This window comes from Paenibacillus sp. 4624 (assembly GCF_050435065.1).
Taxonomy (GTDB): Bacteria; Bacillota; Bacilli; order Paenibacillales; family Paenibacillaceae; genus Paenibacillus; species Paenibacillus amylolyticus_D.
This window is the reverse complement of the sequence record NZ_JBNDJR010000001.1, coordinates 762952-785420: the sequence shown is the minus strand read 5'-3', so window position 1 is coordinate 785420 and position 22469 is coordinate 762952. Positions and strand designations below refer to the sequence as shown.

General features: G+C 48.0%; 19 protein-coding genes. 2 read left to right on the top strand and 17 right to left on the bottom strand.

The window, feature by feature from the left end; genetic code table 11:
- Nucleotides 1-7: 7 nt before the first annotated feature.
- The 13 genes from rlmN to ABIE27_RS03485 form a co-directional block, all read right to left on the bottom strand.
- Nucleotides 8-1048: a 23S rRNA (adenine(2503)-C(2))-methyltransferase RlmN gene (rlmN, locus tag ABIE27_RS03545; RefSeq protein ID WP_123062832.1), complete on the bottom strand. Its 1041-nt coding sequence runs from the start codon at nt 1046-1048 to the stop codon at nt 8-10.
- A 260-nt stretch (nt 1049-1308) separates the two neighbouring features.
- Nucleotides 1309-2853, bottom strand: a complete 1545-nt coding sequence (rsmB, locus tag ABIE27_RS03540) for a 16S rRNA (cytosine(967)-C(5))-methyltransferase RsmB (protein WP_429349908.1) — start codon at nt 2851-2853, stop codon at nt 1309-1311.
- The gene (gene fmt / locus ABIE27_RS03535; protein ID WP_429349907.1) at nt 2850-3809 is read right to left on the bottom strand and encodes a methionyl-tRNA formyltransferase; all 960 of its coding nucleotides are present in this window, start codon (nt 3807-3809) and stop codon (nt 2850-2852) included. Before fmt ends, rsmB begins: the two co-directional genes overlap by 4 nt.
- Nucleotides 3810-3821: 12 nt before the next feature.
- Nucleotides 3822-4310 carry a peptide deformylase gene (gene def, locus ABIE27_RS03530; RefSeq protein ID WP_123062359.1) on the bottom strand — a complete coding sequence of 163 codons (489 nt, stop codon included), beginning with the start codon at nt 4308-4310 and terminating at the stop codon, nt 3822-3824.
- A 128-nt stretch (nt 4311-4438) separates the two neighbouring features.
- A complete protein-coding gene (priA, locus tag ABIE27_RS03525) occupies nt 4439-6988 on the bottom strand; it encodes a primosomal protein N' (protein ID WP_123062360.1) in 2550 nt (849 codons plus the stop codon).
- A 3-nt stretch (nt 6989-6991) separates the two neighbouring features.
- Entirely contained in the window at nt 6992-8305 is a 1314-nt protein-coding gene (coaBC, locus tag ABIE27_RS03520) for a bifunctional phosphopantothenoylcysteine decarboxylase/phosphopantothenate--cysteine ligase CoaBC (protein ID WP_123062361.1), read from the bottom strand.
- Between the two features lie 315 nt (nt 8306-8620).
- A complete protein-coding gene (rpoZ, locus tag ABIE27_RS03515) occupies nt 8621-8833 on the bottom strand; it encodes a DNA-directed RNA polymerase subunit omega (protein ID WP_123062362.1) in 213 nt (70 codons plus the stop codon).
- Nucleotides 8834-8997: 164 nt separating this feature from the next.
- The gene (gene gmk / locus ABIE27_RS03510) at nt 8998-9570 is read right to left on the bottom strand and encodes a guanylate kinase (RefSeq protein ID WP_123062363.1); all 573 of its coding nucleotides are present in this window, start codon (nt 9568-9570) and stop codon (nt 8998-9000) included.
- A gap of 13 nt (nt 9571-9583) precedes the next feature.
- A complete protein-coding gene (gene remA / locus ABIE27_RS03505; RefSeq protein ID WP_006209218.1) occupies nt 9584-9844 on the bottom strand; it encodes an extracellular matrix/biofilm regulator RemA in 261 nt (86 codons plus the stop codon).
- Between the two features lie 51 nt (nt 9845-9895).
- Nucleotides 9896-10795 (bottom strand): YicC/YloC family endoribonuclease, encoded by a 900-nt coding sequence (locus ABIE27_RS03500; RefSeq protein WP_123062364.1) that lies wholly within the window; start codon nt 10793-10795, stop codon nt 9896-9898.
- Nucleotides 10796-10814: 19 nt separating this feature from the next.
- Entirely contained in the window at nt 10815-12704 is a 1890-nt protein-coding gene (locus ABIE27_RS03495; RefSeq protein ID WP_429349906.1) for a bifunctional homocysteine S-methyltransferase/methylenetetrahydrofolate reductase, read from the bottom strand.
- A gap of 234 nt (nt 12705-12938) precedes the next feature.
- Nucleotides 12939-13772: a diaminopimelate epimerase gene (dapF, locus tag ABIE27_RS03490; protein WP_123062366.1), complete on the bottom strand. Its 834-nt coding sequence runs from the start codon at nt 13770-13772 to the stop codon at nt 12939-12941.
- Between the two features lie 176 nt (nt 13773-13948).
- On the bottom strand, nt 13949-16807 hold the full coding sequence (locus ABIE27_RS03485) for a calcium-translocating P-type ATPase, SERCA-type (RefSeq protein ID WP_123062367.1): 2859 nt from the start codon (nt 16805-16807) through the stop codon (nt 13949-13951).
- A 347-nt stretch (nt 16808-17154) separates the two neighbouring features.
- Here ABIE27_RS03485 and ABIE27_RS03480 point away from each other — a divergent pair, with 347 nt between their 5' ends.
- Both ABIE27_RS03480 and ABIE27_RS03475 read left to right on the top strand, forming a co-directional pair.
- Nucleotides 17155-18960, top strand: a complete 1806-nt coding sequence (locus ABIE27_RS03480; RefSeq protein WP_123062368.1) for an Rqc2 family fibronectin-binding protein — start codon at nt 17155-17157, stop codon at nt 18958-18960.
- Nucleotides 18961-19164: 204 nt separating this feature from the next.
- Nucleotides 19165-19614 (top strand): GNAT family N-acetyltransferase, encoded by a 450-nt coding sequence (locus tag ABIE27_RS03475; protein ID WP_123062369.1) that lies wholly within the window; start codon nt 19165-19167, stop codon nt 19612-19614.
- A gap of 16 nt (nt 19615-19630) precedes the next feature.
- On the opposite strand, the gene ABIE27_RS03470 is transcribed toward ABIE27_RS03475, so the two are convergent.
- The 4 genes from ABIE27_RS03470 to ABIE27_RS03455 all read right to left on the bottom strand — a co-directional run bounded on the left by ABIE27_RS03470 (nt 19631) and on the right by ABIE27_RS03455 (nt 22469).
- Nucleotides 19631-20494, bottom strand: coding sequence for a PHP domain-containing protein (locus ABIE27_RS03470; RefSeq protein WP_429349905.1), 864 nt, complete (start codon nt 20492-20494; stop codon nt 19631-19633).
- Between the two features lie 44 nt (nt 20495-20538).
- Entirely contained in the window at nt 20539-21450 is a 912-nt protein-coding gene (locus tag ABIE27_RS03465) for a selenium metabolism-associated LysR family transcriptional regulator (protein ID WP_123062371.1), read from the bottom strand.
- A gap of 154 nt (nt 21451-21604) precedes the next feature.
- Entirely contained in the window at nt 21605-22042 is a 438-nt protein-coding gene (locus ABIE27_RS03460; RefSeq protein ID WP_090923653.1) for a hypothetical protein, read from the bottom strand.
- 163 nt (nt 22043-22205) lie between these two features.
- Entirely contained in the window at nt 22206-22469 is a 264-nt protein-coding gene (locus tag ABIE27_RS03455) for a YlbG family protein (protein ID WP_123062834.1), read from the bottom strand.

Here is a 22469-nt window from a genome sequence, read left to right as displayed (position 1 = left end):
AACGCTCTCACCTCAACTCCATATGCTTTGCACGAAGCTGGCCGCAAGCGGCAGCAATATCATGTCCCTGTTCACGGCGAATCGTTACATTCACTCCCTGTTCCGAGAGAATTCTCTGGAAGTTAAAAATATCACTTCTTGATGTTCTAACATATTTGCGCTCAGGGACATGGTTAACCGGGATCAGGTTGACATGGCATAACATGTTTTTGAGCACACTTGCCAGTTCAGCCGCATGCTCTGGCTGGTCATTAACACCGCCGATCAATGCGTACTCAAACGTAATTCTTCGGCCTGTCTTAGCCAGATAATAGCGGAGAGACTCCATCACATCATCAAATGGGAATCGACGGTTCACCGGCATTAGTTTCGAACGCAGGGCGTCATTCGGTGCGTGAATCGAAATGGCAAGATTGATTTGCGTGTCTTCATCTGCAAACTTGTAGATGTTTGGCACGATTCCACTTGTAGACACAGTGATATGGCGCTGACCAATGTTCAGACCTTTTTCGTGAATCATAATCCGCAAGAACGTCATCGTTGCTTCATAGTTTTCAAAAGGTTCACCCGAACCCATGATCACGATGCTGCTGACCCGTTCGCCGCGCTCATCCAAAATTTTCTGAGCCTGTACAACCTGAGCAACGATCTCTCCGGCTGTCAGGTTACGTTTCAGCCCCCCGAGCGTGGATGCACAAAATGTACAACCGATCCGGCAGCCCACCTGTGTTGTTACACAGATGCTGTTCCCGTAGTTATGTTTCATAATAACCGTTTCAATCGCATGATCATCATGCAGACCAAAGAGGAATTTCACCGTGCCATCCTTGGACTCAAACTTCGTAATTTCCTTAAGGGTTACGAATTCGAACTGCTCTGCCAGCTTCTCACGCAACGCCTTGGAGAGATTGGTCATTTCACTAAAATCATTAACACGTTTCACATAAATCCAGTCAAAGATCTGACCGCCGCGAAACGCAGGTTCCCCGTTTTCCACAGCCCATTGCTGCAGTTGCTCCAAGGAAAAATCGTATATAAAAGGTTTCATTTTGTTTTCAACACCTATTCCTTTTTTCTTTTCATTTGCATTTCTTTTGCTTTCCATCGTTTTACTGTCCTATTCTATCACAAACGGCACTTTACATCCATGTATACCCTGGAGAGCCGTTCTTCATGCATTATAACATCTCACTGTTACCATCGCACCCTGACATCGTTTTATACACTAGTAATAACCAAGTCGCCTCTCACAAAGAAATCCGCCGAGGGTTTTCCTCGGCGGCCTTCCTTTAGTGCTCTATTAAACGTTTAATTAGCCGTTCTTGTCAACCTTGCGATGTAAAAACCGTCACTGTGAGCGTATTGTGGCAAAATCTGAACACCACCATTTACAGTCCTCCAGTCCCTGCTTCCCGGCTGTGACCATGCGGAGGTTTCGATAGCCTTATACTCTGGATGACGATCCAAAAAGTCCGCCACCATATGCTCGTTCTCTGCCGATTCAATGGTACAAGTGCTGTATACCAAAATGCCACCTGGTTTGAGCAAGGGCGCAACGCAATCCAGAAGCTCTCGCTGCAAACTGGAGATGTCTTCAATGTCGGATGCGGATTTAGTCCACTTTACATCCGGCTTGCGACGAATGACCCCTAGACCTGAGCAAGGTGCATCCAGCAAAATCCGGTCAAACGAAGACTCGGCATAGCGCCTGTTTAAATCAAGCGCATCCCCGGTTACCGCATCTATGCAGCTTAATCCAAGACGTTCAGCCTGATCCAGAATAAGCTCGCGTTTATGGGCATGAACATCATTAGCTACGATGCGTCCCCGGTCCCGCATTTTCTCTGCGATATGAGCTGTTTTGCCACCAGGAGCTGCACAACAGTCCAGCACGTTTTGTCCCTCTTCCGGCGCTACAGCTTCAGCGACCAGCATAGAACTTTCGTCCTGAACCGAGAAAAGCCCATCCCGATACCATGACGTTAGAGCCATGTTGCCACCGCTTCGAACCAGAATGCCATCTGGGCTAAGATGCGAAGGTTCCACCACTGCCCCTGTGCTTGCTATTTCCTCCATCAGTTTGTCTCGTGTTGTCATCGTCGTGTTCACACGAATACTCACTGCTGGAGGTTCATTATTCGCACGGCAGATGGCTTCTGTTGTTTCTTCCCCATATTGAGCAATCCACCGCTCCACCATCCAGAGCGGATGAGAATGCTCCAGTGAGATGCGTTCAGCAACCGGCAGATGTGAGGGAACGTGCAACTGCTCCTTGTTTCGAATCATATTCCTCAGCACACCGTTAACCATGCCCGAGATTCCCTGATGACCAAGCTTCTTTGCCAGGTTCACTGCTTCGCTGACGACGGCATGTTCCGGAATTCGATCCAGGTAAATGAATTGATAGGCACTAATCCGAAGCAAACTGCGCACCCAAGGCTGTAATTTTTCCATCCCCTTGGCAACAAAACGCTCCAGATAATAATCCAGCGTGTTCAGTCTTGCAATCGTTCCATACACCAGTTCCGTAGCGAGTCCTGCATCTGCAGAACTAAGTTCTGCCTCTTTAAGGCGGCGGTTCAGTTCCAGATTGCTATATGCTCCGTCCTGCTCTACCGCACTCAGTACCTTGACTGCGAGTGCACGAGCGGATGTCTTCGGTTTTTGCACACGATCATGAGTCCGGCTTCCCTTAGCAGAAGAAGCCGGTACCGTATTATTTCCTGCACGCCGACCCTGGCTGCCAGAAGAACCCTTGTTAGTCTGACGATGATTGGCGGGTCCTCCTGCGTTTCCGTTGCCTGCTCCTTTGCGTTCTTTTCCTGAAGAATGTCCTAATCTTGAAGTACTCATCGCAGCACCACACCAGGTTTCAATGTTCCACCGCGTGCAAAGTCAGCAGCTTGCATTACTTTTTTGCCAGCAGGTTGGACTTCCGTCAGCCACAAAGAACCATTACCTGTCTTGATTTCAATACCTGATTTGTTCAATTGCAACACGGTTCCCGGCTCGGCTTGTCCAGCGTTTGAAACAGATGAAGCTTCATTTGTAACCTGATCTGGATTGGCCGCTGCCCAAACTTTGAATATCTGCTCATCCCACATCGTGAATGCACCTGAAAAAGGGACAAGCCCACGAATCTGATTGAACAATTCACGGGATGTACGAGTCCAATCCATCTTTTCGTCTTCACGAGTCAGATTACGAGCATAGGAAGCCTCATCATCATTCTGTGGAACAGCTGTCGTTTCGCCTGCGATTAGACGCGGCATCTCCGCCTGAAGCAGCTTAGAACCAGCCTCACTCAATTTGGCAAACATCGTGCCGGATGTATCTTCATCCGTGATCGGCACTTCCACACGAGAGATCATATCCCCGGTATCCAGCCCTTCTGCCATGTACATCAACGTGACCCCTGTGACTGATTCTCCGTTAATAATAGAACGTTGTATCGGAGCTCCTCCGCGATATTTAGGCAGAAGAGATCCATGCACATTTACACAGCCGCGAACCGGCATATCCAACACCGCTTTGGGAAGAATCTGTCCAAATGCGGCTGTCACGATCAAATCCGGTTTCCATTCCGCAAGGCGGGCTACCGCTTCCGGATCACGAAGTTTGACAGGCTGAAACACCGGCAGACCGTGGCGTTCAGCTGCGGCCTTGACCGGTGTAGGTGTAAGCACTTTTTTTCGTCCCTGCGGTTTATCCGGCTGCGTTACCACGCCTACCACATGGTATCCTTCCGCCATCAACATATCCAGAGAAGGAACGGCAAATTCAGGTGTTCCCATAAAGACAATATTCAAATCGATCACTCCTTAATTACGACGCGGTCCAGTTTGCTCCGGGGTAATTTCATATACTTTTTCAGCAATATCTGTGAAGAGCACGCCATCCAAATGGTCAATTTCGTGCTGGAACGCACGGGACAACAGACCGCTGCCTGTAATAATTAATTCATTGCCTTCCCGATCCAAACCTTTAACGGTAACCGTCTCAAAACGGCGGACATCACCATTAATCCCTGGAATACTTAGGCAACCTTCGGGTCCAAACTGTTCTCCTTCACTGGAAATAATCTCCGGGTTAATCATTTTGATCAGCCCTTGCTCATCTCCTGCATCAATCACAATCAAACGTTTCAGAATGCCGACTTGCGGAGCTGCAAGACCTACCCCTTCTGCGTCGTACATCGTATCTGCCATATCATCAAGCAGTTTTTGCACGTTAGGTGTAACTTTGGTTACTTCCTTAGCTCTTTTGTGAAGCACCTCATCTGGTTCTTTAACGATAATACGAATCGACATGTTGTAAGCACCTTCCTAATTCTCATCATAGTTTCACGACAATAATCTCTATTTCGTTGTTCATATTAATCTATGTTTATACCGCTTGTTCACATCCACATTTTCCGCATCAAAATGCTGTAAAATGTCTACATTAACATCTGCGGATCTACATCAAGGCTAATAAGCAGCTTCTGGGCCTGAACATCATCGTCCATGTGCCGGGCCGTTGCCAGAGCCAGACCGATAGCATCCACATCCCCACGCCATTTTATCATACATTGGAATCGGTATCTATTCTTGATCCTTGGAATTGGAGAAGCTACAGGCCCAAGCACATCAAAGGCTTCGTTACTGAAACGATCCAGACTGCCCAGCCATCCGGCAGCATTCGCCTTCTCTTTCAGCAATCGGGTATAGTTTTCAGCTAGTCGAATCAGAACAGGAAGCTGTTCATGGGAGAAGGTCACCAGAATCAGACGACAGTATGGCGGATACTGTAAATTTCTCCGATGCAGCAACTCCTCTTTCACAAAGGATACGTAGTCATGCTGACTTGCATGTCCAATGGAGTAGTGTTCTGGCGTGTAAGACTGTACAAACACTTCACCCGGTAGTTGATGACGGCCCGCCCGGCCTGCCACTTGTGTCAACAGTTGGAAGGTTTTCTCGGCAGCACGGAAATCAGGCAAGTTAAGAGCCGAATCCGCGGTGATGACTCCAACGAGCGTCACATCAGGGAAATCGAGACCCTTGGCAACCATCTGGGTTCCAAGCAACACATCGGCTTTTTTCTCCCGAAACTGTTTTAAAAGCTTCTCATGCGCGCCTTTCTCCGTCGTTGTATCCACATCCATACGGATTACCCGAATCCCTGGGAACAACTTGGCGAGTTCCTCTTCAACCCGTTGTGTTCCTGTACCGAAGTAGCGAATATGCTCACTTCCACAATCCGGGCACGTTTCGGGCGCCGCTTCTGCATACCCGCAATAGTGACAGCGTAAATTATTGGAACGCTGATGATATGTCAAAGAGATGTCGCATTCAGGACAGCCCGCCACATATCCGCAGCTCCGGCACATCACAAAGGTTGAATATCCGCGCCGATTCAGTAGCAACACCGTCTGTTCCCCGCGCTCCAAGCGTTCTTCCAACCCTTTGTGCAGCGCTCTGCTGAACATGGAACGATTGCCATCCTTCAGTTCTTCACGCATATCGATGATCCGTACAGTCGGTAGATTGTTGCCAAGCGCCCTTGTAGGCATTTCGAGCAAGAGCGGGGCAAAATCATCATTGCTTTGGGAACGCGCAGCATAATAACTTTCCAGCGAAGGCGTGGCCGAACCCAGAACCACCACGGCCTGATGCTGTTGTGCTCTTTTGACAGCCACATCACGCGCATGGTATTTCGGCGTTTCTTCCTGTTTATAGGAAGTCTCGTGTTCTTCATCCATAATAATCAGTCCCAGACGGCTGAATGGAGCGAACACCGCAGAGCGGGCACCAATCGCCACCTTCACCTGACCTTCCCTGATTTTACGCCATTCATCATAACGTTCACCGCCGGAAAGACGACTGTGCATGACCGCAACCTGATCACCAAAACGTCCTTTGAAGCGCTCCACCATCTGTGGAGTAAGAGCAATCTCCGGCACCAGCACGATGGCCTGCCTGTCTTGATTGATACACTGCTGAATGGTCTGCAGATAAACTTCGGTTTTGCCACTTCCGGTAACGCCATGCAAAAGAAATACGCCATGACGCTGTTCCTGCAACCGACCGTGGATACTGCCAAAAACGCCTTGTTGCTCCTCTGTCAATGCCAGCGGCTCTGTCGGTTTAAAACGTCTGCCTTGATACGGATCACGGAATACTTCCACGTCCTCTGTCACAACCAAGCCTTTTTCCTCAAGCCCCTTAATCGTTGCCGCCGAAACTTGCAGCGTAGACAACACTTCCTTCAAAGGCATGGGCAGCAAATCCTTCATCTCCAGCAAAAAAGAAAGAATCTCCTTCTGCCGCTGTGCCTTTGCCGGGAACGAGGACAACGCTTCTTCCGCAGCAGCGATATCCACCGCCAGATTCACCGATTTCACCGTTTTTTTATTCAGCTTGTCCTTGATCGCCTGACTTTCCAATAGTACACCGCTCAGCAACAGCTTTTTAATCAAGGCTGCATGATTCGGGTACTTGCGGCTTAATTGCTGCAGGGGCACCTGTCCTCGGCTTTTGACAAAACGAATAATGTCCTGCTGTACCTTCTCGCTTGTCGATTCCTCTCCCCACACAAACAGAACGTCCTCGTTTGAAGATTCACCTCCAGCATGTCCATCCAGTGCATCTCCTAGCGAAATGTAGCGCTCCGCTTTTCCTTTCAGCGCTGTTGGCACCATCACTTGCAAGGACAAAATCCGATTGCTCGCATATCGCTCGCTCATCCACTCTGCCAGCTCCACCAGATCCTTGGATAGTGGCGGCACGATATCCAGCAGCTCCTGAATAGGCTTTAGTTTAAAAGATTCCTCTCCTGTACGGGGAACCAGATCAACAACGAACCCTTGCACGGTACGATGTCCAAAAGGTACACCTACCCTGCTCCCCACCTCAATCCACTCCTTCATAGAGTCGGGAACCAGATAATCAAAAGGCCGGTCGGTCTGCTTCACAGGCACATCGACAATGACCTTGGCAATCTCCATCTTTTAATTCCTCCCGGCAATGCGCTCCGCCGCAATTCGGAGCAAACGATGTGCCACATCTTCCTTGGACATCAGCTCAAGCTCCTCTACTAACCCATCACGGTCATAAATATGCACCGCGTTGGTGTCTGTTCCAAATCCTGCTCCCGAACGGGTGACATCATTGGCTACGATCAGATCACAATTTTTCCGTTCCAGTTTCTCACGTGCATACATCTCGAGCGACTGGGTCTCGGCGGCAAAACCAATCAAATACTGATGGGTCTTCCGTTTACCCAGCGTCTCCAAAATATCTATATTTTTCACAAGTTCGAGCGACAACGTGTCGCCTTTTTTCTTGATTTTTTCCATGTAAACTTCTTTCGGGCGATAATCCGCCACAGCGGCTGCCTTAATGACGATATCCGCACCATCCCACTCCTGGGATACCGCCTCATACATGTCCTGTGCAGACTGTACGGGGATGATTTGTACATTTTCTGGCGGCTGTGCCTGTGTACTACCCATAACAAGCTTCACATCAGCCCCAAGATCACGCGCAGCAGCGGCGATGGCAAACCCCATTTTCCCAGATGAATCATTCGTAATATAACGAACTGGATCAATGCGCTCGATCGTACCGCCAGCGGTAACCACAACCTTTTTGCCTTTTAAAAGCGTATTCTGCACCGAAACCCCGCTTTGCATAGACTCCTGAATCCCTTCCTGTGCACCACCTAGTGCAAAAGCTTCAACTAGAGCCGGTTCTGAACGTTTCCATGATACCTCATCACGCTGTGCAAAAAAACGCTCCACCACATCCACAATGGTTTCCGGTTCTTCCAAACGCCCCTTGCCTACATAGCCGCAGGCCAGAAGTCCTTCACCCGGTTCAATCATTAATGTACCCCGTTCAGCCAGCAGATTCATGTTGTGTTTCACCGCCGGATGATCATACATATGCACATTCATGGCAGGAGCAATCATCACTGGTGCAGTAGTAGCAAGCAGGGTCGTAGTGAGCATATCGTCAGCCATCCCGTGTGCCATTTTGGCAATGACATTCGCTGTTGCCGGAGCGACCAGCACCAAATCAGCCATGTCTGCGAGATTGATATGAGAAACCACCGCTGGCTCACGTTCATCAAATGTATCTGTATATACTGCGTTTCGGGTCAACGTTTGCAGCGTTAATTCGGTAATAAACTGTGTCGCCGAAGCGGTCATAATGACATGAACATCCGCTCCCTTTTGCACCAGTTTGCTGCATAATGTTGCTGCTTTATAAGCTGCTATGCCCCCTGTTACGCCAAGCACGATTTTTTTACCGTTCAACATGTTCAATATCCCCCGATAATGTTAAGACATCAATACAAGTATAAATACGAGGGCGTGTCTGAAAACGCTGAGGGGAGCAGATTTTGCTGAATTTTCGTTCCAAGCCAGGAAGTTTTCCACAGGCGTGCCGGGGCACGTCAAGGGAAACTGACGCAGCAGGGGGCGAAAAGGCGGTAAAAGATGCACTTCAGTAGGTTTCAAGACACGTCCTAGTTCATCAATCTGATCAAGGCTTATTCGTAAAAAAATAACAACCTTTCGGTTGTCAAAATGATTCGGCTATCGCCGTATGCAGTTGAAGAGCAGCCCTGGGGCCTACTCTTCTTCTTCGTCCTGCCCTTTGATCACAACAAGAAGATCACCATAAATCTCTTCCAAAGCAACGCCAACCTGTTTATGGGACTTTGCGTTTCTCAGCTCTGTTTTTTCGCCTTCGCGAAGCTGTCTCGCACGGCGGGAAGCAGCAACAACCAGGGAATACTTGCTGTCAACTTTGTTCATCATTTCATCAATTGAAGGATACAGCATATTAACAAAACACCTCTTTGCTTTAATATAATCACAAGTTGCCGCCGGACAGAACCTTTATGTTGCGTGTCCTCACGTACAAGCAGTAGTCCGGAATGAACCTCAACCTTAACATGATATGACAACTGCCCCATGAATATCGCTGTATGCGGCGGCAAAAGGAATTATTTATTGATCTTACAATGTTCGGCGATAATGATGCTTTCTATTCGTTTGCAAGCCGAATCGATCTCATCATTGACCACAGCATAGTCATAATGCTCGAGCAGATTGATCTCATCGACTGCTACAGACATCCGGTGATCAATCGTCGCTTGACTTTCCGTGCCCCGTCCTTGAATACGATCCTTCAACTCGTCCAAAGAAGGAGGAAGCAGGAAGACGAAAATCCCCTCAGGGAATTTCTCCTTCACTTTAAGTGCACCCTGAACCTCAATCTCCAGAATAATATCTCTGCCTTCGTTGATCGTTCTCTCCACAAAATCACGCGGAGTACCGTAATAATTGCCCACATACTCTGCATGTTCCAGCAGTTGATCCTCGGCTATCATTCTCAGAAACTCATCATGAGAGTGAAAAAAATAGTTCACTCCATGCTCTTCACCCAAACGTGGCTGACGAGTGGTTGCTGAGACCGAATAAGTCAAATTCGGCACCCGTTGGCGCAACGCACTGCATACTGTACCCTTCCCGACCCCGGATGGGCCGGACAACACTATCAGTAATCCCTTAGACATATTACACTCCATTTTATTCGTCGTTATCATCATCTTTCGAGGAAAGACGATGGGCGACCGTTTCAGGCTGAACAGCAGACAGAATAACATGATCACTATCCGTAATAATTACGGCACGTGTACGTCTTCCATACGTTGCATCGATCAGCATGTGACGATCTCTAGCCTCTTGTATAATTCTCTTGATCGGCGCCGATTCCGGACTCACGATGGATATAATCCGGTTCGCCGATACGATGTTACCGAATCCAATGTTAATGAGTTTGATTGCCATAATCAGGTTCTTCCCCCTATACATGCGACTCTTTTGCCGAAATTCAGCCGTTCATTCGATGTTCGCCGCTTGCTCACGAATCTTCTCCAGCTCCGCTTTCATCTCGACAACACGGTTCACCAGAGCCAAGTGGTTGGCTTTTGATCCAATCGTATTAACCTCACGATTCATCTCCTGAATCAGAAAGTCCAACTTGCGGCCTACCGCTTCCTCGCTCTTTAACAACTCTCTGCATTGTCCAAAGTGGCTAAGTAAACGCGTAAGCTCCTCTTCAATGTTGGAACGATCAGCAAAGACTGCGATTTCCATACCCAATTTATGCTCATCAAAAGGGAAAGAGCCGTCTTCCTGCAACTCCGTCAGACGCTGTTTCAACTTGTTGCGGTAATCGCTCACCACAGTGGGTGCAAGTGCAAGCATCTCGGTGTGCAGTAACTCCAGACGGGTGATCCGCCGCTCCAGATCATTGGCCAGATGAAGACCTTCACGAGCGCGCATCTGCTCCAAGCTGGACAGAGCTTCGTTCAATCCGGCCTGCAGAACCTGCTCCCACTCGTCTTTTTGTTCCTCCTGAACGGGACTTGTCCCATCCGGATGAACCATGACATCCGGCAGACCCAGCATATCCACAATACTCGGCTTACCCTGCATTCCAAATTGAGACTCAAGTTGCTCTGCAGCCTGCAGATAGGCCCTGACCGCCTGCTCATTCAGAACAGCGGGGAGAGCCTGGTCTTCCTCTTTTTCTTTCATTACATAAACATCAATCCGCCCACGTTTCAAGCGGCTCTGTACGATCTTTCTCAAACCATCTTCATAATACGTCCACTCTCTTGGCAGACGCATCATCACTTCGCAATAACGATGATTGACTGATTTGATCTCCAATTGTACCTTGTAGCCGCCAAAATGAAAGGCGGATTGACCGTATCCGGTCATACTGAATGACATCGGCATCACATCCGTTTTACTATTGTAATTGATTATTAGGGTTGAAACAAGTAGGACATTGATGCTCCGACTTCTCCCAGACGTATTGAGTCAGTTCAGCTGTCATGCCATAGAACATAAACGGAGTCATCAGATAGATGCCTTTGAAGTGCTCTGTAGCTGCATCCAGCAGCTCTTTCGCAATCGTTACCCCCATGGCACGCCCTTCTTCACCTTCCAGCCCTGCCATCCGTGAACGCACTTCATCGGAAAGCTGGATACCTGGAACCTCATTGTGCAGATACTCTGCATTTCGGCCGCTTGCGAGTGGCATAATACCGACAAAAATAGGAATATCAAGATGTTTGGTTGCCTCACGCATCGCAACGATCAATTGCGGATCATATACTGGCTGAGTCATAATATAGTCTGCCCCGGAGGCAATTTTCTTCTCAAGCCTTTGTACCGCTTTGTCCAGATGTTTCACGTTCGGGTTGAAGGCCGCTCCAATAACAAAGCCGGCTTTCTGTTTCAACGGTTTACCCGAAAAGGCTACACCATCATTGAGCTGTTTAATCATTCGTATGATTTCAAACGACGTCAGATCGTACACAGAGCTTGAACCAGGCAAGTCACCAAACCTCGCAGGGTCCCCTGTAACGGCAAGCACATGGTTAATGCCGAGTGCGTCAAATCCCATCATATGGGACTGAGTTCCGATCAAGTTACGGTCACGGCAGGCGATATGCACAAGCGCACGAAGTCCTGTGCGATCCTGCACCAGATGTCCGAGTGCCATATTACTCATACGTGTTACAGCAAGGGAGTTGTCTGCAAGCGTCAGGGCATCCGCTCCAGCCGCCTTCAGTGTTTCGGCCCCCTTCATAAATTTAGCAATATCCAGATCACGCGGGGGATCAAGCTCTACAATGACCGTGTGGCGTTGTTTGACCAGATCAACAATCGTCGGCTGGCCTCCTCGTCCTGCGCGTTCGTCCACATTCTCATGAAGTACAATGCGTGACGTAATCTCGGCAGGATCAGGTTCAGCAATCGGCTGAGGTACGTAATCCGCAAGCGCTTGTTTAATCGCAGTGATATGATCCGGCGTTGTACCGCAGCAACCGCCGATGATGCGAGCACCAAGATCTGCGAACTGAACTGCCGTTTGCCCAAAGTACTCTGGAGTTGCACCGTATCGGAATTGACCATCTACATAGTCCGCTGCACCCGCATTCGGATATACGGACATCGGAACACCGACGCGTCCAGCAACGGTTTCCATTGCGCGCATGATCCCGTTCGGACCGGACCTGCAATTGAAACCGATGACGTCAGCACCCTGTTCGCGCATGATACGAAATGCTTCGGGCATCGTGTAACCGTCCAGCGTATGGCCTACATCCTCTACCGCGAATTGTCCAATCACAGGCAGGTCGCTCAACTTGCGTGCCTGCAAAAGAGCGATATCCATCTCTTCAATATCATAGAACGTTTCAAGCAGAATGCCGTCAACACCTTCGTCTAGTAACGCAAAAATCTGCTGTTGATAGAAGCGTTTCAATTCACTAGTAGACACGTTTGTCCGTTTTCCACCGCGAATCGAACCTACTGCACCAAGAACGTAGTTCTCTGTCCCTGCCACTTCTTTCGCGATGCGTACGCCCGCACGGTTCACGTCCTCCACCTTGGACTCTAGTCCAAATTTGGACAATTTGTCAAAGTTGGCCGAGTACGTATTTGTCTCGAATATATCCGTGCCTGCATCACGGTAACGGCGATGTACATCAGCCACAACTTCAGGTGAAATCAAGTTCAACTCTTCATAAGATATCCCTACCGGAAATCCCATTTGATATAGAAATGTCCCCATCGCCCCATCCCCAACAAGAACACGTTGCTTCATCGCTGTACGTAAATCTGCCTTCATCCCATTTCCCCCCGCCTGACTGTGATCGTTTTCATACTAATGTAACACAAAAAATGCTTAAAAACGAAGAAAAACACAGGTAGTTACTGTATGTCCGTCTCCAGTGGACATTCCTCCGAAATATGTACTGAATTTGTCCTTAATGACCGGACAGCTTGTAAAAACAACTTGTCTACTTTGGATAAAAAAGAGGCCCGTAGGCCTCTTTCGTGTAATCTTCTACTTTTCATGAAATTATGAGGTGACTCCTTTGAAAACAACTTCGGCTGGTCCCGTCATATAAACGTGGTTATCCGCCTCATTCCACTCAATGTTCAGATCCCCGCCTTTAAGGCTGATCACAGCTGTACGATCGGTATGACCATTTAGCACAGAAGATACCAGTGTTGCACAAGCTCCTGTTCCGCAGGCCAGTGTCGGGCCAGCCCCGCGCTCCCATACACGCATGTCTACATATCCGCGGTCACGTACCGTCGCGAATTCAACATTGATTTTTTTTGGAAACATCGGATGCACCTCAAGTAATGGCCCCCATGTTGTAAGATCAAAGTTCACCGCATCATCGACATAGATGACCGCGTGAGGGTTGCCCATAGACACCGCTGTAAATTTGAATGCATGTCCATTCGCTTCAATGTTATGATTGACCACCGGATTCGCATCTACTGTTGTAGGTACTTGAAGGCCATCCAGAATCGGCTCGCCCATGTCTACCCGAACCGTCTCCACTTTGCCATCCCGGATATTAAGAGTTACAGGTTGAACACCTGCACCAATCGTCTCAATCGTAATCTGTTCGCGGTCAACATGCCCATGGTCATACACATACTTGGACACACAACGGATCGCGTTGCCGCATTGCTCCGCTTCCGAACCGTCCGAGTTCATGATACGCATCTGAAAATCCGCCTTCTCTGAAGGCAGTATATAAACCAGACCGTCTGCGCCGATGCCGAAGAATCGATTGCACCATTTTACCGCAAGTTCAGCAGCATCCGCCGGAAGCTGTTTTTCACCAAATACAACGATAAAGTCGTTGCCTAGTCCGTGCATTTTCGTAAATTCCATAATCTAGCCCACTCCTTTTGGCAGTCCGCGGCCAAGCTTTATAGTTTATTTATAGCTAATCTTCATATCATGCGTACAAAGCATACAAAAAAAGCTATCCTGCAAAATATCAAAGCCTTCGCTTTGAATCATTTTGAGGATAGCATATCGAAACGGGATATTAAAAGGTATTGATTTTATGCTGAAAACTTTGTACTTTTCGGTACGAAGCGTCCAGAACCGCCCATGCGGCGGCGATTCCGGCGACCACCCCAGACACTGCCAGCGCCCATAAGGAATGTTGGAATGCCTGCTGCTACGATACAAATGGCCCATTCGCGCAGACCGAGAGGTACCGTTTTGAAGATGGGTTGCAACGGCTCTACATACATTACCACCAGCATCAGCACAACCGATGAAATGACAGCCAGAACGAGATATTTATTTTGCAACGGATTGCGGTGGAAGATCGAACGGGAACTACGGCAGTCAAACACATGAATCAACTGGGCAAGCACCAATGTAGCAAAAGCGACGGACTGAGCTTTGATCAGCTGACCAGGATGATCCGGAGCGGCCTGAAGTGTCAACCAGAAGGCACCGAGCGTACATAGTCCGATCAGTACACCGCGGCTAATGATTTTCCAGCCCAGCCTGCGGGCGAAAATATTTTCCTTTGCGCCGCGAGGTTTGTGCTCCATCAAATCTTTTTCCGCCTGATCCACCCCGAGCGCCATCGCTGGCAAACCATCGGTTACCAGGTTTACCCATAGAATCTGGATCGGCACGAGCGGCAACGGCAAGCCCATCATCATGGCAAAGAACATCGTTAAAATCTCGCCAACATTGGAAGCCAGCAAATAACGGATAAACTTGCGAATGTTCTCATAGATGTTACGCCCTTCTTCAATAGCCGCCACAATGGTGGAGAAATTATCGTCACTCAAAATGAGAGATGAAGCTTCCTTCGTCACATCGGTTCCCGTGATGCCCATGGCAATCCCGATATCTGCAGCCTTGATCGCAGGTGCATCGTTCACACCATCTCCGGTCATCGCGACAACGTGTCCTTTGCGCTGCAACGATTTGACAATACGCAATTTGTGCTCAGGCGAGACTCTGGAAAACACATAGATATCATTGACCGTTTTATCCAATTGTTCATCCGTCATACCTGCCAGCTGCTGCCCGCTTAACGATGCTCCCCCGCGCGGGAGAATACCAAGCTGATGAGCGATCGCTTCCGCCGTTGTTCCATGATCTCCCGTGATCATCACTGTCCGGATGCCCGCTTTGCGGCATGTCGCAATGGCATCACGAACTTCACGGCGAGGCGGATCGATCATGCCAGCAAGCCCAACAAATACAAGCTGGCTTTCAGCTGCATGCTCGTCAGCGACATGTTCCTTCGGCTTGACTTCACGGTAGGCCATACCAAGAACTCGCAGGGCATTACCAGCCATACTTTCGTTGGCAGCCATCACTTTCTGGCGCAGTGTACCGGTGAACGGAACCACTTTGCCTTCCCACAAAATATAACTGCAATGCTCAATCAGTACATCAGGTGCCCCTTTGGTATACACCATACGCCCACCTTGATGTTTGATCATAACGGACATCCGCTTCCGCTCGGAGTCGAACGGGAATTCCTGCTCCCGGTCATACAATTCCTTGAGTCCTGCTGGAGCAAGGCCCATTTTAGAAGCCATGGCTACCAGTGCACCCTCTGTCGGGTCCCCTTTTAACTCCCAGAGCACTTGGTTAGCACTAACTTGTTCCTCCTCCTGCTGGCCGTTCTTCCGGCCTTTCTTGCTCTCTTTTTTGGACTCCTTGCTCTTTTTCTTGCTGGCTGGATCGTTTACAATCGTCTCGACAATACTGGCATTGTTACAAAGTGCACTGATCTGTAGCATTCTTCGTAAGGACTGGTCATTTTTCAGTTCAATTATTCGGTCATTTTCCAACATGTGACCTTCTGGTGCATAACCATCTCCTGTGACCTTAATACTGCGCCCTTCAAGCCACACGTTCGTTACTGTCATTTTGTTCTGTGTCAGTGTACCTGTCTTATCCGAACAGATCACCGAAGCGCAGCCTAATGTTTCTACGGATGGCAGTTTACGTACGATGGCCTTACGTTTGATCATCCGCTGTACACCTAACGCCAGCGCAATCGTAACGATAGCGGGTAATCCTTCCGGTATGGCTGCCACGGCGAGACTGACACCTGCCAGGAACATGCCTACTGCGGGTTGTCCATGCAGGATACCTGCGACTACGACCATCACTGTTAATCCCAGTGCAACAAAGATTAAAATTTTGCCTAACTGCTCCAGTCTGTGCTGTAGGGGGGTCTCCTGCTCCTCCGTATTTTGGATCAGATCAGCGATTTTGCCCATCTCGGTATCCATACCCGTCCGAATGACAACACCTTTGGCTGTCCCCCTGGTGACCATAGTGCCCATAAAACCGATATTTTTCTGATCTCCTAAAGGAACATCGTCACTGGCAATAGGTCTGCAATGTTTGCTGACAGGCACCGATTCCCCGGTGAGTGCCGACTCCTCTACATCGAGGCTATTGGTTTCCAGCCAGCGCACATCAGCAGGAATGCGGTCACCACTTTCCACCATGATAATATCTCCCGGCACCAATTGCTTGGCCGCAAGGTGTACCTCCTGTCCCGACCTGAGCACTTTGGCGGCAGGAGCCGACAACTGCTTCAGTGCCCGAAGAGAACGTTCCGCCCGGAACTCCTGTACAAATCCCAAAATAGCATTCAGAACAATAATTGCCACAATCGTTACCGCATCCAGATACTCTCCAAGTAAACCGGATACCAGCGTCGCTCCCATGAGAACTAACACCATGAAGTCCTTAAACTGATTCAGCAACAGGGTGATCGGGGATATTCGCTGTCCTTCACTCAGTTCATTTGAACCAGCAATTTTCCGTTTCTCTGCTGCCGCTTCGTCCGTCAACCCTTCCTGCGGGCTCACGCCGAGAGTTTCACGAAGCTCTTCGTCGTTTAGTTGATGCCACTTGGTATGTTCCATGCTCCAAAATTCCCTCCCAGTTCTATTTCATCTGCAATGCAAGCTCACATGTTTCACCGGCATGTTGCTAGGGCAGGCTGTACACTATGCCGGACAAACTACCTGCTCTATATGTATTCGGATAGGTCCGTGAATAGCACCCGGAAGCTGAATCCTTTCCCTCATGGGCAGAATAAGCTAAAATAAAGGTCTGCGATGATTACTGCGCAACTCCGTATTTGGAAAAATGCAGTCAGCCATCGTTATAACAAATGTTATTACATATGCTGCGGTTGCCTGTGAACCGTTATAGATGAAGCATTCTGCATGAATTCATGGAGATGCTAGATAGAGAGGAAGTGGACAATATGGCACTTGACGGTATTGTGACCCGAGCCATCGTACATGAGCTGCAAGGCTGTATCGGAGGACGTATTAGCAAAATTCATCAGCCTAACGGCCATGATGTGGTGCTCACCCTGCGCGCTCAGCGCGGCAACAGCAAGTTGCTTGTCTCGGCAAGTCCGACGTATCCGCGTGTACATTTTACTGAGAAAACATTTTTGAATCCTACAGAAGCTCCTATGTTCTGTATGCTCATGCGCAAGCACTGCGAAGGGGCTATCATTGAGAATATCCGTCAGATCGGGATGGAACGGATTATTCATATCGATGTGCGGCAGCGGGACGAGCTTGGTGATGTTTCGGTCAAACGAATCATTATCGAACTGATGGGACGTCACAGTAATATCATTTTGCTGGACCCTGCGACGGACACTATATTGGACGGTATCCACCATGTTACGCCTTCCATCAGTAGTTACCGTGTGATCATGCCGGGCTTTTCCTACACTGCACCGCCAGAGCAACATAAAATCAATCCGCTAGAGGTATCCAAAAACGAGTTTGAGCAGAAGGTTGCTGCTGCAGTAAGTGTAGATGCAAACGAAAATGAAGCTGAATCACAAACAGAACCAATAAAAACGGCTATTGAAACAAAAGCAGACGCCTCACGCTGGCTGGTCCAGGCATTTAGTGGGATGAGTCCGCTGATTGCAGGTGAAATTGCAACTCGAACCGTTTCCGATTCAGATCATATGGAGGCAGGAGAACTTTGGACTGCTTTTGAGTCAGTCATCGAATCTGTAAAAGAACACCAGTACACCCCTGTAACAGGGCTGAACGCCAAAGGCAAAATGATCTTTTCTGCTGTTCGACTTCAGAGCATTCAGGATCAGGAAAAGACGTACGATACAATGAGCAAATGTATGGAGGATTACTACGGGGACAAGGCCGAGCGGGATACAGTTAAACAAAGAGTAAGCGATCTGCTTCGGTTCCTGCAGAATGAGCGCAGCAAAAACATTAAAAAGCTCGATAACCTCAATAAAGACTTGCTTGAAGCCGACGATGCGGACAAATACAGACTTTGGGGCGAGCTGTTATTCGCATCCCTGCACTTGGTCAACAAAGGTGATAAGAGTGTAGAGTTGGTTAACTTTTACGATGAAGATCAGAGCAACATTACGATTCAGCTTGATCCACTGCTTACACCATCGGATAATGCACAGCGTTACTTCAAGCGTTATAACAAATACAAAAACAGTCTGGCTGTCATTCACGAGCAACTTGGCAAGACGAAGGATGAAATTGCCTATCTGGATAATCTGCTGCAACAGTTGTCCATCGCCTCCATGAACGATATCGAAGAAATTCGAGACGAACTTGTACAGCAAGGTTATCTGCGTGATCGCAACAAAAAAGGCAAGAAAAAGAAAAAAAATGATCGTCCAACTGTGCATCGGTTCACTTCATCAGAGGGGATTGACATTTTGGTCGGCAAAAACAATCTACAGAACGAGTATGTGACCAATCGTCTGGCATCAGCGAATGACACTTGGCTGCATACCAAGGACATTCCAGGTTCCCATGTCGTTATTCGCAGCACTGATTTTGGTGAAGCTACACTGGAGGAAGCCGCACAGCTTGCAGCCTACTTCAGCCAAGCGAAGGAATCAAGCAGCGTGCCTGTGGATTACACGTATATTCGTCACGTTCGCAAACCAAGTGGTGCGAAGCCTGGCTTTGTCATATACGACCATCAGAAAACTCTGTTTGTAACACCAAATGATGAATTAATTAAAAGCTTACCGTCCACGATAAAAAATGGATAAGCCACGTAGTTCATCGAATGAGATGTAACGATAACCTGAAAATCCCCTGCCAGCAAGGCTGAGGGGATTTTTCAGGTTGTCATATATGTTTAGAAAAGCACTACATGTCACTCAATTTATTAATTCCTGATTGTATATTTATTCATTAAAATGTATACTAATACCTTATTGATTCAATGAATACATAAATAAAGGATGTGTATTATGCCGATTCATATTAGAGAAACTCGCTCAGATGATCTGAAACCACTGACAGCATTGATGCATGACTATGTCGTAGGTTTCTACAATAATCCGTGGCCCGGTGACCAAGCAATCCAACTTTTGATTAACAACTTGCTGGAGCAGCAGATCGGCGCTCAATTTGTAGCAGAAAAGGACGGAAAGTTGATCGGATTCGCTACTTTGTTCTTCACCTACAGTACGATGAAAGCAGAACGTGTAACGATTATGAACGACCTTTTTGTCACGGAAGCATTCAGAGAAGGAGAAACCGAATCCCATTTATTCGCACGCTGTCAGCAATATACGCATGAACATGGATGTGCGTATATGTCATGGATTACAGCCGTGACTAACGAGCGTGCGCAACAATTATTTGATCGGCTTGGAGCTAAACGTGGCAATTGGGTTAACTATTCAATTCAAGGATAAACACCTACTAATGATGTTACCTCTTGCTGTGTGCAGCCGCCCGCAGTTTTTCGAGCACATCAAAAGGTACCGTCTTGCTACCCAAATCTCCATGAAAAACAACACCTTGTCGTTCGCCATGGTAATCTGAACCACCTGTCACAATGAGATCATATTCCCTGGCCATCTCAGCAAATCTGCATTCCTCTTCCGGTCCATGGTCTGAATGAAATACCTCTATGCCATCCGGAAGGGATGCTGCGATAATTCGGCGTACTAATTCATCATCATTATAAAGACCTGGATGTGCAATTACCGCAGCACCTCCCGCTGCTCTAATCCACTTGCAGGCATCCTCGGGGGTAACTCGGGGGACGGATACGAATCCAGGCTTGCCTTCAGCAAGATATTGATCAAATGCATCTCGCATGTCGGTAGCGTATCCCTTTTTCACCAGTACATCAGCCATATGAGGTCTACCAATACTTTCATCCGGCTCTAATGCTCGCCCCAGTCCATCCAATACTTCTTGCCAGGTTATATCCACGCCAAGTTGCTGGAGCTTGCCAATAATCAGATGATTGCGTTCCTCCCGCGCTTCTCTCAATCCCCGCAACCGTTGCAGAAATAACTCATCCTCCGTGTTCACGTAATAACCGAGCACATGAATATCTTTACCACCCGCCCGCGTGCTGATCTCAACTCCAGCTATAACATCAATATCGTACTCTTTTCCTGCTCGCTGCGCTTCGGCTACACCAGCTACCGTATCATGATCCGTTAAGGCTACTGCAGTCAGTCCTCTCTTTTTTGCAAGCTTCACGTTATCAGCGGGTGGTTGCATCCCATCTGAAGCCTGACTATGCGTATGAAGATCACAGCGTCCTTGATGCTGATTCATTGGCTACCCTTCCTCTCCGATTGATGTTTTACAGCGCCTGATCCTTAAGGCTGTTCTCCCTGCTCGTGCTCCTGTTGACGCAAATACCCCAAAAAGGCAACAGCCGACAAGGGCAACAAAGACGACTTAAGGTGAATGGCATAAAACTGCCGTTTGAATTCAAGCCCGCGAATATCCACAATATGTACAAGCCCCAGTGCCAGCTCATGCTGCACGGACGAAGGAGACAACATCGTAATACCCACGCCAGCCTCTACAGCCGATTTGACCGCACCTGTACTCCCAAGCTCCATGACCACATTCATGTCACTCGGATCTATTTTTTTCTTTTGCAGTTGACCTTCCATCACCTGGCGAGTACCTGAACCTTCCTCACGCAGCACGAAGGGGTAGTTCATAACCTCTTCCAGGTTGACTTTCCCGCGTCCTGCTAGATCATGCCCTGCTGGTACAATGAGTTTCAGTTCGTCCTGCATCACAGGTTCGACGATCATATCCGGGTGATTTACCGGTGCTTCAATTAATCCAAAATTCAACTGGTGCTTCAAAATTTCATCCATGATCTGGGTGGTATTCATCACTTTCATCACAATCGAGATATCGGGGTACTGCTTTGCAAAAGGCCCAAGCATACGTGGCAACACATATTCACCAATGGTCAGGCTTGCTCCAAGTTGCAATCTTCCCTGCAATTTCTGCGTAAAAGCAGACATAGCTTCATCTGTCTGACGAACCAGTTCTACACTTCGCTTGGCGTGAGGCAGTAACGTCCTTCCTGCCTCCGACAATTCTATTTTTTTGGTAGAACGAAGCAGCAGTTTAGTTCCAAAATAGTCCTCGAGCGATTGGATCTGCATCGTCACGGCCGGTTGTGTCATATGTAACGCCTGAGCAGCTGCGGAAAAACTCCCCTTTTCCGCTACCGTATAAAAAATGTGCAACTGATGAAAATTCATATCTTCGCCCCTCTTCTATTACACTTACTATATTGTATCCGATTTCCAGTCTTGCAACAAAAAAAAGCATGCAGCTTGTCTGCATGCGTTAGTACAAATCATTCTTCACATCTCATCCATAAATTTTTATGATTGCAATTTCAAATCTGTTTCATCATCTATGCTTCCGGCTATTTTTGACCAGCGTCATTCTTCTGGAATGCCTCAGCCAAGAATAATATGACTTCAGATCTCTCAGTTCAATCGTCTCCGACATACGTCCCAAAAACGTCACTACAATCATTTTGTGCAGCGGATTGCCTGTAATGTCATATTCTCCTTCAAGCTCGGAAAACTCAGCAACCACCACCAGATCATCGTCAATCAGGTAAACATCCTGCTCATTGCGGTAATATGGTGTTACCCTGTCCTGCTTCAGACACTCCCATAACCAAGCCGCAATATGGTCATCATCACTACGTGCAGGCTCAATACGGTCTGCATACCGCATCTTTGCATGATGGGTAATGACGATGTCAGCTACTTTCTTGTCTCCGAGAGCCACAAAAAACGGCTCGTAGGTGCTCCAACGTTGCATCACCTTATCACGCATGGGAATCACTCTCCACCAGATAGGACTTTCTATCTATTTATTACCCAATATATTACAACATTAGTCCCGTAACAACAAGGCGTAAGTTTAACTTTTTTCGCAAAAGGCCATTTATTCTTATTTTAGAAAAGAGCGACCCCGCGGGTCCCTCCTATGTTCCCTGCTATATTCCGTAAAAACTTGTTTTGTCCGCTGTTTTGCTAGCATACTCGGTTTTAATTTCGTTTCGATAGGAGCGCTCGATTTTGCGTACATAGGAAAGCCGCTTTACGTTTTTCATCGTATCGTCAGCCCGTTCTGCATTAACATACATAACAACATAATGCATACGGCGGGAGATATAATGCACGGTACCATATTTTTCGAGATTGCGGGCCGCTTTCAAATCACTGACCCAAATAATAAATCCTGTTCTTTCCGCAAACAC

Excerpts from the sequence above, each read along its gene's own strand:
- ABIE27_RS03470 (WP_429349905.1), bottom strand. The coding sequence starts at position 20,494 with ATGAATCAGCATCAAGGACGCTGTGATCTTCATACGCATAGTCAGGCT.
- ABIE27_RS03480 (WP_123062368.1), top strand. The coding sequence starts at position 17,155 with ATGGCACTTGACGGTATTGTGACCCGAGCCATCGTACATGAGCTGCAA.
- ABIE27_RS03475 (WP_123062369.1), top strand. The coding sequence starts at position 19,165 with ATGCCGATTCATATTAGAGAAACTCGCTCAGATGATCTGAAACCACTG.
- ABIE27_RS03485 (WP_123062367.1), bottom strand. The coding sequence starts at position 16,807 with ATGGAACATACCAAGTGGCATCAACTAAACGACGAAGAGCTTCGTGAA.
- ABIE27_RS03465 (WP_123062371.1), bottom strand. The coding sequence starts at position 21,450 with ATGAATTTTCATCAGTTGCACATTTTTTATACGGTAGCGGAAAAGGGG.
- remA (WP_006209218.1), bottom strand. The coding sequence starts at position 9,844 with ATGGCAATCAAACTCATTAACATTGGATTCGGTAACATCGTATCGGCG.
- gmk (WP_123062363.1), bottom strand. The coding sequence starts at position 9,570 with ATGTCTAAGGGATTACTGATAGTGTTGTCCGGCCCATCCGGGGTCGGG.
- dapF (WP_123062366.1), bottom strand. The coding sequence starts at position 13,772 with ATGGAATTTACGAAAATGCACGGACTAGGCAACGACTTTATCGTTGTA.
- ABIE27_RS03500 (WP_123062364.1), bottom strand. The coding sequence starts at position 10,795 with ATGTCATTCAGTATGACCGGATACGGTCAATCCGCCTTTCATTTTGGC.
- def (WP_123062359.1), bottom strand. The coding sequence starts at position 4,310 with ATGTCGATTCGTATTATCGTTAAAGAACCAGATGAGGTGCTTCACAAA.
- rpoZ (WP_123062362.1), bottom strand. The coding sequence starts at position 8,833 with ATGCTGTATCCTTCAATTGATGAAATGATGAACAAAGTTGACAGCAAG.
- rsmB (WP_429349908.1), bottom strand. The coding sequence starts at position 2,853 with ATGAGTACTTCAAGATTAGGACATTCTTCAGGAAAAGAACGCAAAGGA.
- ABIE27_RS03495 (WP_429349906.1), bottom strand. The coding sequence starts at position 12,704 with ATGAAGGCAGATTTACGTACAGCGATGAAGCAACGTGTTCTTGTTGGG.
- coaBC (WP_123062361.1), bottom strand. The coding sequence starts at position 8,305 with ATGTTGAACGGTAAAAAAATCGTGCTTGGCGTAACAGGGGGCATAGCA.
- rlmN (WP_123062832.1), bottom strand. The coding sequence starts at position 1,048 with ATGAAACCTTTTATATACGATTTTTCCTTGGAGCAACTGCAGCAATGG.
- ABIE27_RS03460 (WP_090923653.1), bottom strand. The coding sequence starts at position 22,042 with ATGCGTGATAAGGTGATGCAACGTTGGAGCACCTACGAGCCGTTTTTT.
- priA (WP_123062360.1), bottom strand. The coding sequence starts at position 6,988 with ATGGAGATTGCCAAGGTCATTGTCGATGTGCCTGTGAAGCAGACCGAC.